10 protein-coding genes are annotated in these 11942 nt (G+C 30.4%); all 10 read right to left on the bottom strand.

The genetic code is table 11. The features are described from left to right. Positions 1–18 precede the first annotated feature (18 nt). From HHH54_RS07225 to HHH54_RS07180, 10 genes are read right to left on the bottom strand one after another with little or no spacing between them, the layout of a single operon-like run. Complete coding sequence (locus HHH54_RS07225) at positions 19–930, bottom strand: ABC transporter ATP-binding protein (RefSeq protein ID WP_198618175.1); 912 nt, start codon at positions 928–930, stop codon at positions 19–21. Positions 931–950: 20 nt separating this feature from the next. Next, complete coding sequence (locus tag HHH54_RS07220) at positions 951–2948, bottom strand: hypothetical protein (protein ID WP_198618174.1); 1998 nt, start codon at positions 2946–2948, stop codon at positions 951–953. Further along, entirely contained in the window at positions 2945–3649 is a 705-nt protein-coding gene (locus HHH54_RS07215; RefSeq protein ID WP_198618173.1) for a hypothetical protein, read from the bottom strand. The genes HHH54_RS07220 and HHH54_RS07215 overlap by 4 nt, the downstream gene beginning before the upstream one ends. A 16-nt stretch (positions 3650–3665) precedes the next feature. Next, positions 3666–4025: a hypothetical protein gene (locus tag HHH54_RS07210; RefSeq protein ID WP_198618172.1), complete on the bottom strand. Its 360-nt coding sequence runs from the start codon at positions 4023–4025 to the stop codon at positions 3666–3668. After that, the gene (locus tag HHH54_RS07205) at positions 4012–5154 is read right to left on the bottom strand and encodes a glycosyltransferase family 4 protein (protein WP_198618171.1); all 1143 of its coding nucleotides are present in this window, start codon (positions 5152–5154) and stop codon (positions 4012–4014) included. The genes HHH54_RS07210 and HHH54_RS07205 overlap by 14 nt, the downstream gene beginning before the upstream one ends. Before the next feature lie 2 nt (positions 5155–5156). Next, positions 5157–7709 carry a glycosyltransferase gene (locus HHH54_RS07200; RefSeq protein WP_198618170.1) on the bottom strand — a complete coding sequence of 851 codons (2553 nt, stop codon included), beginning with the start codon at positions 7707–7709 and terminating at the stop codon, positions 5157–5159. Continuing rightward, positions 7706–8272: a hypothetical protein gene (locus HHH54_RS07195; protein WP_198618169.1), complete on the bottom strand. Its 567-nt coding sequence runs from the start codon at positions 8270–8272 to the stop codon at positions 7706–7708. The genes HHH54_RS07200 and HHH54_RS07195 overlap by 4 nt, the downstream gene beginning before the upstream one ends. Then, on the bottom strand, positions 8273–9466 hold the full coding sequence (locus tag HHH54_RS07190; protein ID WP_198618168.1) for a glycosyltransferase family 4 protein: 1194 nt from the start codon (positions 9464–9466) through the stop codon (positions 8273–8275). A gap of 13 nt (positions 9467–9479) precedes the next feature. Further along, on the bottom strand, positions 9480–10292 hold the full coding sequence (locus tag HHH54_RS07185; protein ID WP_198618167.1) for an ABC transporter permease: 813 nt from the start codon (positions 10290–10292) through the stop codon (positions 9480–9482). Between the two features lie 28 nt (positions 10293–10320). Further along, positions 10321–11583 (bottom strand): nucleotide sugar dehydrogenase, encoded by a 1263-nt coding sequence (locus HHH54_RS07180; RefSeq protein ID WP_198618166.1) that lies wholly within the window; start codon positions 11581–11583, stop codon positions 10321–10323. Positions 11584–11942 lie beyond the last annotated feature (359 nt).

Genomic DNA, 11942 nt, shown 5'->3' with positions numbered 1-11942 from the left:
CAGCTTCCTTGTTTTAATTTAAAAAAATCCTAATTGCCATAAAATACTTATAATAAACAATGTTAATGAACCTAAAACAGGTATAAAAGAAGTCCAATGCACACGATCATATTCAGAAGTGGTAATGGTATCACTTCTTTGTTGTTGTAATCTTAGCATTTTTCTCTTATATGCTAACTGCCCTGCTTTATCTCTAGCCTTAAATCCTCTAATTAAGGTGTTATATCTATTCACGACATAGTTAACATCACCGTATTCTATCATTTGTCCATAGTGTATCCATATCGCTTTATCACATAAATTTTTAATTTGAGCAGCAGAATGTGAAACAAAGAAGATTGTTTTCCCTTCTCTTTGTAATTCTTTCATTTTAGCAATACATTTGTTGGCGAACGTTTCATCACCTACTGATAAAGCCTCATCTACTATAAGTACATCGGGATTAGTATGAATTGCGATAGAAAAACCTAATCTCGCTTTCATACCGCTCGAATAGTTTTTAATAGGTTGATAAATAAATTCATCTAACTCTGAAAATGCAACAATATCATCAAAAATTGCTTTAATTTCACTAGAGGACATGCCATGCATTAAACATTTATAACGAATGTTTTCCTCACCTGTAAAGTCGTTTTTTAATCCCGCAGATATAGCTATTAACGATGATTTACCTTTTATATCAACATAACCTTCAGAAGGTAAAAGCACTTCTCCAAGTATGTTAGAAAGCGTAGATTTACCAGACCCATTTAATCCTATTAATCCTACTGACATCCCTTCTTCAACTTCAAATGAAACATCATGTAATGCATAATATGGTTTAGGCTTATAAAAATAGCCAAAAGATAGCAAAGATATGATTTTACTAATTTTACTGTTATTCAAATCATAAATTTTAGAAACTTTATCAACTTTTACTTTGTAAGTCATTACATCACCTTTTTACTTACTCAAAGATTAAAGCGAGAAGCAAAACCTTTAATTTTTTTAAAGTTATCTATATAGTGTTCATAATCACTCATACGTGTTCTTAAGATATCTTCATCCCTATCCATAATACTATTTTCTTCCGTAAATGCCCAAACTTTTCTGCCACTACCTTTATAATCACTCAATTTTGAAGGAATATAAGGATTAAGCGGTTTAATTCCTATAGTATGTGCATCAAATAATAATAAACCATCAAACATAGTAGTAATATTTAAAAATTCAAAATACCCTACTAGTGGGTGTAGTATAATGTATTCTTTGAAATCACTCGCTTGATATAATCTTTTGACCGTACCATTGATATTTGTAAAACAATGAATTTTAAAATTTGTTTCTCCAGCAATTTCAAGATATTTACAAACCAATTCAATTTCATTAAAGCCTCTAGTCGCGTAAAAGTTTCCAAAATATCCTAAATTAACGTAATCTGGTGAAACTTGATAATTAGAAATGACCTTTCTGTAGTCCTCTTTTAATGGTATTGGGTGTCGTGAAATCACTGCACGTTCTCGTATAGAATTTTTAATTGTTTCATCAAAACGCTCAATCATATACTCTAGTTGATTTTCATTAGTAAAAATCAACTCATTAGCATGAGAGAGTGCTAATAATTCACACACATTGAACACATTATCATCTACAAGTTCTCTTAGATTAGGTTTAATTTGTTGTTTTACTGTTTCTAAATATATTTCATCTGTGATAGGTGCATAGCGTAAATCACTTGTCACAGTTGAATGTAGCGGATCTGAAAATTCTGCTCTCCAATAAATTTCAGGATTTGAACGTTTAATTTCAAACGCTAGAAAATGCGACTGAGGAAACATGGCTCTTGAATATAAATTTTGATATACCTTTTGGTTTTGATAAATAACATCTAAACCTTTTTCAGTGAATCCTGAAATACTTTCCCAACTTGAAAAAGCTTGCTTGGCATCTAATAGATAATGAACATCTATCAAGTGTTCTGATAAACTGTTGAGTTTCATATCTTTTTTTCGAATGCGAGACATATTGTTAGAAATAATATCAACAACTTCACCTTTGTCACGTATACGCTTGGCCATTACATTACCACTTGTATCAATGAAAGGTGGAAAGCAATATGCAATGACGAGAGTTTCAGCTTGACCATCATTCAAACGACTAAAATTAAACTGATTCGTATGATTAATGATATAATTTCTGATTTCTTCTCTATCGTCTGCTTCTAAACCGGCCATATACAGTTTGATACTGTCAATTAAAGCATTTGCTTCGTCATTATAACTTAAAGATAAATTAGAGCTTTTGGTTTGCGCATATATCGCATTAATAGTGTCCAAAGCTTGTATAACTTCATGAAATGATGATATATCAATAGTATGTATGCTCTCTTCAGAGTCCTCTAATCTAATGTGAGACACACCTATACTAAAATTACAAACTTCATTAATATAATACTTTATAAATTTATTAATTGTATGGTCGAAACTTAAGTTTCTAACAATGTAAGTCGGATAGATATTAAAACCATTTAGATGATATACAATACTAGATTTCAAATCATTTTTGTTGATCAATACATCCCTTTTGATATCTTCGTGATATAAGGAAAATATACAGTGCGTATACTGAATCTGTTTAATAATGAACTTAAAGGTTTCATTGAAATCACTATTGTCTAAAAATGCTTGAATTTTTGCACTATGACTTAAATCTCTTTCAACAAACTTCACCATATCTTCGCTACGTTTAAACACTAAAATAATCTGATCATAATTAATTACTAAATCTTCAATCTCTGTAAAATCTAAATTATCAATATAATTAATATAAGCAATGCCTTTAGATAAATTTTGTGGACGGAAGGAGGAATTAGTATTAAATAATTCATCAATAAAAGTATGTGTCTTCTTCTTATGTGGTTGTTTCATTGCTTCTAATTGTTCAGGTGTATAAATTTCATTATTTTTCATTTTCTCACCTTCTTCAATAACAGATTAACTGCTTTTTTTATATTCTTCTTATTCAGTCGTTTTTTATAAGTTGACACTTTTTCTAAGTTATCTAACACCATTTCATATTTTAAATATTGCTTCTTATATGTCCAAGCACTTCTTTTAAATTTATGCAATTCTCTAAAAGCATATTGCATTCGTTTATGCGTATATAAATAAACAGCATATAATTCATCATAATCTTCTTTAATTTTTATGAGCTCTTGTTTTAATGCTTTATCATCATATGTTGGAATCTGTTGAGCAATCTCCAATTCTTCCTCAACAGATTTAAATAGTTGATTATTATGATCATGGTTATATTGAACAGTACTTACATCTAAAAATTCTACTTTTAATTTTCCATCTTCAATATAATAAATATTAATTCTCTTACTCTCACTGATTTCTTTGATAACCTGTAATATTTTATTTTTGTGATTCGCCTTCAGATCAAATGATGTGAGGATCATTGCTGTTTTCTTAACAGTTTTTAATAGTTCTTGAACTACTTCCATATCTGATTTGGTGATTGTCTCTTCAAAGTTAAAGATGATTTGATCAAATTCACTCATACTTTGTTTAACTTCTTGCACTGAAGCATTTGACTGATTTTTGAATATTACTGTTAGTGTTGTCTCAGATTTAGATAAATTATTTGATATAATATAATCGTTCATCACTAACTCACTCCATTTAGTAAACTCTAATTTCTTTATCTTTTGATATTTTTTGTTCTCGATTTTGTCTCACGAATCCTTTGATCTTATAGCGGCCAGGTTCTAAATCTAAATTAAAAGTGTTTGAGTGTTGGTACATTAACTTTTCTAATGCTACAGATTCACCTTTTTTATAAATATACAAGGCATATTCCATGTTTTCACCTGAGCTACTGATAATGACATCAACGTTACCTTCTTGCTTTCGATTAACTATAATATCATCAATTTTCAAAGTAGCTGGATTGTTATCTAACAATTCTGCTGTTTCAATCATAATATCTTCTAATTGTTCTTCTAAATATTCATATGCTTTTTTATAATTAATGTTTCCCATCAGTAATCACCTCAACCTCTTTTTCAATCACATTATGAGTTCCAGTTAATTGTTGAATCGAACTTGATGCTTCTCGACTCATTTCTAAAAATTGATCTGGATGCTTAATTAAATAATCAATGTATTCTGCCATTTCTTCAACATTATTTCTTTGAGCTAAAAAGCCACTCTTACCGTGTTGAATAAAATCCGGAATACCACCAATATGATTCGAAATTGGTACAAGTCCTGAACTCATCGCTTCATTTAATGAAACACCTTGAGAGTCATGACGACTTGGCCCTAAGTAAATACCATTTTCAGCATGAATTTTGGAAATTTCAGGTTGTGGTACAAACATTTTATTTAAATTTACATTTTTATAATGTTTTATAGGTTTAGTAATTTGATCAAATAACGGTCCATCACCATATATTGAAAAAGTCAACTTCTTAAAATAACTTTTTTTAGAAAGTAGTTGTATTGTACGAACCGTTAAATCATTCGCATAGTTCTTTGCAGTAAATGGTCTAATAGATAAAATATTGAATCGATCTTCTTCTTTTTTCTCACGATACGGGAAAAGCTTATGATCAATAATATTAGGAATAATATAATATTCCTTTGGTTCCACTCCGACAAATGGATCTACATAGTATTCTTTTAATCCTCTTGAAACATAAATAAATTGAACACGTATATCATCTCTTTGCATTAAATGTCTTAAAAATGCTTGTTGGTACGGATAATGTTCATCTTTTTTACGTAATTGTTCTTTAAGCGCTTTTGGAGACGCAAGATAATTATAATAACGCGTATACCAATTTTCAGCCTCAAATCCATGTAGCCAAACGACAATATCTGGTTTATTTTCAATACGCTCTACTGCATTGAACATTTTGTAGTTAATAAAATGAAATAGTAATTTATCATATTGATGATATAAGAGATGGTTATACAGTTGAGATTCATCCATATACTTAACTCTCACACCATCATATATTTCGTCACGTTTAATCTTCGTTGTAAATACTACTACAGTTACATCAAGGTCACGTGCTATATATTCCTTAACACGTCTATGAACAAATGCATTCGCATATATTTTGTCTTTATTAGGATACGCATTAGTTATGAGTAAATAAGCCATTGTTAAACCTCACTTTTTAGATTTTTTATTTCATTTTCTAATGCTTTATCGACAGGTCTTTTGATACCTTCATATAAAGAGTATAATTTTAAAAACTCCTCAATGACTGGTTGATCTACAACGTTGCTATTTCTAATTCGTTTGATATACCAATTCTTCATGTAGTAATTAAACCTATGATTCATATATACATCTAAATAATTATTTTTCTTCAAAAAACTTATCTTTTCTTTTTCAATTAAAATATACTTTTCAAAAAAAGACTTTGAAATTGTATTAGTCATCGATGTGAGTACTGCAGCATAATAAACATGTATCATTGTATCAATAACTTCCACGTGGTTCGCATTATGCATGATTTCTAGGAAAAATAATGAATCTTGTCCTAATGCACCTGGTACCATTCTGATATTGTTAGATGTAATTAATGATTTTTTCACAATAAGTGCTTGAATGCTTGCAGTTTTAAGTTTCGTCTGTCTTAATAATTCCTGTGTACTGTTCGTTACTTCTGACTGTGCGTAATTTGTAAAATAATGATAGTAATTATGCTCTTGTGTTTTTTCATTATCCACTTTCAACATATTTCCAATAACCATATCTATTTGAGCATTCGATTTGATTCGATGAAGTAACTGATTGATACCATCTCCAACCCACTCGTTGTCTGGATCTAAGAAAGTAATATAGTCACTTTTAGCATTTTGAATCCCAATATTTCTAGGTGTAGATGCACTTCCAGACGCTTCATCTAAATGAATAAGTTGAATATTTGGATAACGTCTATCAAAAAATTTCAAGATCTCTATTGTTGTTTTATCACTAGAACCATCATCTACTAAAATCACTTCAAATCGTTCAAAATCTTTGTTTTTGATAATAGATCTTAAACATTTGTGTTCCAAATGACTACCGTTATTATGGACAGGTACAATAATACTCAATTCAGGTGTTTTCAAATTATGTTCAAGGGGATGATTATCTATGTATGTCTTTCCTAATGTATAACCCTTTCGATAATTTGTAATTCCCGTCTTAAACAACGTTAAGTACTTTGATGAGTATGCATTAACAAATTCGTCATGTATATCACTATTCGTTATAAATTCCACATCCGCATACATCGTAGCAGCTACCATGTTTTTTAAATAATCTGACTCATACTCATGTTGACTACTAAAGTATGTATAGTATGGCGTGGTAATCTGCTCACCTGGTTCACTTATAATAATATTGTCATAACTCTGCCGAGCTACAATAGTTTCAATATCTATATCCGTCGGTTCCTTAATAACAGTAATAGTCGGTTCCTTAAAATCTTTCGCTGTAAATCCTAAGATAATAGCAATATTACGGAGCCACTTGAAATGATTGAAATTCAGCATCATATTTTGAATGCTTGATGATTTCGCACGATCTAATAAAAGTGCATCTAATTCAAGTGTAGGTTGGACATCATTTTCATTAAAAATCATTTGAACTTGTGGAAAGGCCATATTTACAAACGTATTATAATTGGATATTAAAAAATTCCCCATTGCTTGCAATTCAAATACACGATTTGCACACATACTTGATGAATATTTAATTGTATTCAAGTTAATTGCATTAGGATGAAGCTTATGCATCTTCATCGTTTGCTCATGTGTTAATGGCGCAGCTATATATTTTATATAGTTCGACGGAAATTGATATTTTGTCTGATCTAACCACAAATTCCTATCAAATATTGTCAGATCATAATCACTTCTAATTACACCATCAAACAACGTTCTTGTATCATTAATACGCTCTTGATACTTTTGAACCCAAGACCCTGCGAATACCACAGATTGATTTGTATCATGAGACTTATTGATAGGATTATGAATGCTTGGATTAATAGGAAAATGCGTATGATAAACTTGATCATTTCCTATTAATTGACGATATTTTTCTTTGTAGCTCACTTCAGTTGTAATAACAGTTCCAACCTCTTTGGCATGCATTTTAAATACATCAAAATTAACGGGATCCTCTTTATTAAAAAATATAACAGGTATGTTTCTCTTTTTTAAAGATCTGATAAAATATGTTAATTCTTCATATTTTTCACTATTTATATTAGTATTACCTTCCCAGTAACCATCAATCCCTTTCCAAGTCGATGCGATAATGACAAAATCATAATCATCATCTTGACCATTATGGTTAATGTATTTAAGATGACAGGATCCTTCAAGTGCACGATATAAAAAGGTGTCAGCAATAATACCAACCTTATAATTCAAAAATAAGTCTTTTGTTACTATAGCTTCATCAATGTCTATGTCATCGTATACCGAACTCAAGTCACCTTTACCTGTTTGATGAAACACTTTTAAGTAATCAACATATTCCGATAAAAATCCCAGTTGATTTATTTTATAAGTTGCTTCACCAGGATTGATATCCATTATTTCTGATATAGATTTTAAAACTTCATTTTCCTCAGACTTAATATCAATAGGCTTTTCCGTCATTTGAAATGGTTTCATTTTACCGAACAACAAATATTTCAAAGTTTTTAAATTCATGAACGAAACTCCCATAATTTAACTTGAATTTGACCTAATTTAGACTTTCTTAAATTAAGATAACGTTTTAATATTTTTTCTTTTTCCTTAGAGAGTTGAGATAGCGACTCTCTTGCGTGAATATTATCATCTAGCAACTTTTTGATTGAAATGGCGTATTTTTCCATTTGTAAAACATTCAATATTTTAAAGTGATTTGCTATCAATTGCCATTCATTCGTAATATCGATTGACTCTTCACTATCGCTTCCCACTTCATAACTAAACCAACCATTGTCATAGAAAATTAACTCGATGTGATTAGCATGTAAATCGTATTCAGAAAATAGCATTGGAATGACGTCGTTTTTGTATGTGAAATAAACATGCTTTTGATGTTTTATAGCTACTTTTTGACTATTATCATACTCATATAACACTTCGAAAACATTATTTTTATGTTCCAAAAGGTGAGTCTCACTTTCAAAGTTTTCATCTGTATATATTGAGTGATCTGTTGATCCCAACTTAACATACATGCATTCATAGTTACTTGAAGTTACAGTAGTTTCATTCTCAAACACCTAATCACCTCTTAAAGCTCGAGTAAGTTTATTTATATTTTTTTCCCAATTAAAATGGGATTCACTTACTTTTTGTGTGTTGTTTATCACACTTTTCAACCTATTCGTATCATTTTTCAAATTGATAATATATGTAACAATTTCATGAGGTGTCGCACTTTTTTTTGAAAAACCAATTTCATTTTTATTAATAAGTTGATAAGTTTCTCCACCTAAATTAGATATAACTGGTGTATTACTACCAATACTATCGATGACTTTTCCAGGCATTACATTCATGAATATGTTTGTATTTTGTAATATTGAAAGCGATACATGATGTTGAGATATCAAATGTAAACACGATTGACGTTCCATCGGTGGAATCAGGTTAACGTATTCTAAATGTTCTTCTTTAACCACTTTTCGAAATTTGTCTGCTTGCACACCGTATATCACAGCTGTGAAATGGATTTGATGTTGATTTAATAATCGTGCGATTTCAATCAGTTCATCTACATTTTGAGCATATCCCACATTGCCTGTATATATTACTGAAAACGCTTCTAACTTCTCTACGACGTTGCGCTCTTCCTTAGATAAAGCATTTGGAAGATAGATATAGTTTTTTTGTCTATCCGTTAGTTGATTAATATGTTTTTCAAAATATGGATTATTTACGATGATTTCATCTGCTTGTTGGTACATTTTCTTTTCGAGAAACTTTAATAAAGGGGCAATATACTTAATTTTACCTTGCTTTAATTCGAGAAAACTATCTGGCCATAAATCACGAATTTCTAAAAAGTACTTTGCTTTTTTATTTACTTTAAAGAATAAGGTACCCCAAGCTAAAAATATATTTGGACTTGACACAATAATATTTTGAAATTTTCCGGCTTTCTTTAAATAAAATCTTATTTTTAACATGAGTTCAATGTAATACAATAGCCTGAATAAAAGATTTGGATGTTGTTTTTGAAATCTCATTTTTATACGATGAATTCGTTTGCCCTCTAAATGATTTAAATATTCATCATTAAAATATTGATTTGTCTTAAATAAATCTCTATTAGGGTATGACGGCTCAGTTGTGACAATTACAGGATGATAGCCTTTTGAATCTAATTGTTCAAACATCTTTTTCATTCTATTGGCTGCCGAACCAAGCTCTGGGTAAAAATTTTGACTGATTAATAATACATTTCCGCCCATAAAATCCTCTTTTCTACAAGAAATCTAATAATCTATTTTTAAAACGCTGATGAACCATTGCTCCTAAAGTTAATACAAATAAGGTAAACATCCAATAATAAAAATGATCTGCTAATGATCCATATAAAAAAGGCGACGAGTGTACAAAAGCACTTCTGTATATCTCAACTAAGTATGTGAATGGATTAAGACGTGCGATATGTTGAAGTACAGGTTGTACAGATTGAATTCCCCAGAAAATGGGCGTCATAAAAAAGCCTAGTCGCAAAATATTTTGCAGTAGATTCTTAGTGTCTCTCACAACTATAACTAAGGAACTCATTAGTAATGAAATCCCAAAAATTGCTGGGAATGCAGCAATAATAAAATAAATAAATAACAAGTATTTCCAAATTGGAACATATCCATTTATTAGAGATACAACAAATAATATACTTGTCATAAAAAACAAGTTAAACAATGTATTCGTAAACGAGATTGATAATAATACTGATGAAGGGAATTTCATCTTCGTAACTAATCCTAAATTAGATTGAATCGCATTAGCACCCTGATTAATACTTTGAGAAATAAAAAGCCATGGGAATAATCCAGATATTAAATGGATGATGAAGGGGGCTCCATCTACGAGCCTATCGCCGCCCCCTCTAAGTCCTAAACCAAAGATAAGGTAATACACTCCTACTTGCATAAGTGGTTGTAAAATATTCCAGAAAACACCTAAATAGTGATTAGAATATTGACTTTTCATATTATATACAGCAAGTTGAAGTATTGTTTTCCAGTTTACTGCTTGTTCACGTAAAATAGTAAATAACGCTTTCACATTATAACCCTCTGTCTATAATTATTACTTATTCGTTATCAAATTCGTATAAGTTACCATAATTATAATATTTTACTTTCTCGAAATCATTCGGAACCACATTTTTTGTATCAAAAATAATAGGATGTTCCATTGTTTCGAATTGCTCATCTTTTAGTGTTTTGAACTCTGAATGGTCGCTTAATACGAGTACTAATGATGAACCGTCAACGGCTTTTTGAATATCTTTTTCAACAAAACTTAGTTCGACATGTGGATCATATGCTACAACTTCTAGACCTTCTTGTTGTTTTAATAATCCATAAATATCAAAGGCAGGTGATTCACGAATATCATCGACGTCGCCCTTGTAAGTTAATCCAAACACTGTCACTTTATGTCCATCTAAAGCTTTAAGCATACGTTTTGTATGTTCTACAACATATGCAGGCATAGAACGGTTGACTTCTCTACCTGTTTGAATTAAACGTGAGTTTTTAGGGTCTTTTGCAATAATGAAATATGGGTCAACAGCTAAGCAATGTCCACCGACACCAGGTCCTGGTTGATGAATATTTACACGTGGATGTTTATTTGCCATTTCAATAACATCAAGCACGTTAATGTTTAATTCATTACTGATTTTCGCCAATTCATTTGCTAACGCAATATTTAAATCACGATAAGTATTTTCCATTAATTTACTCATCTCTGCTGTACGTGCATTCGTTTCAATCATTTCACCTTTCACAAAAGTGCTGTATACACGTTTTCCAGCTTCAACACATTGTGGTGTAATACCACCGATAATACGGTTATTGTAAACTAATTCTTCTAAAATTTTACCTGGTAATACACGCTCTGGACAATGAACTAAATAAATATCCTCGCCTACTGTATACCCTTGTGATTCGATAAACGGTTTGACATAATCATCCATCGTACGTGGTGCTATCGTTGATTCAACAATGATAGTATTCCCTTTTTTCAAATAAGGCACAATACTTTTCGCCGCTGCCATAACAATGGAAATATCACATGATTCATAACGGTCATCATTGTTTGGTGTTGGAACCGCAATGATAAATGCATCCGCTTCAGCTGGCTCCATTGAAGCTTTAAATTTTCCAGTTTGAAGTACTTCTTCATACATTTCCTGAAGACCAGGCTCTTCAATATGAATATGCCCGCCATTGAGACGCTCAACTGCTTTTTCATTCACATCTACACCATGTACATCTACACCATGTTTCGCAAACATAATTGATGTTGGTAAACCAATATAACCTAATCCAATTGTTGTTAATTTCACTTTCATACACCCTTTTCTATATTTTTTAATTATGATAATTAATATCTATAAAATAATCCTTACTCAATATTACTTTTCACTTTGTAGATTTCACTCTACATCATTTCATAATCTATTAAATTCCAATGAGGTCTTACCTCTTTGAAGGAATAGCTATTAAAGTATGTAACGTCTATTAAATTGTTATTATTTAAACTAGCTTTTTATACAACTATCTTATTAATGATAACTAGTAATTGTTAAGCCTATATTAATTTTTAAGTATATCTATTGATATTTCAATAGATAAAGGTAAATCAAACCTCTATTTACATACTCTTAGACTTTCTTTAACATTTTCTTAATATTCTTTACATTAT

Origin of the sequence: Staphylococcus canis, from assembly GCF_016238445.1 — a bacterium.
Lineage (GTDB): Bacteria > Bacillota > Bacilli > Staphylococcales > Staphylococcaceae > Staphylococcus > Staphylococcus canis.
Note: the sequence above shows the minus strand (reverse complement) of the source record. Positions and strands in the feature narration are given on the sequence as shown.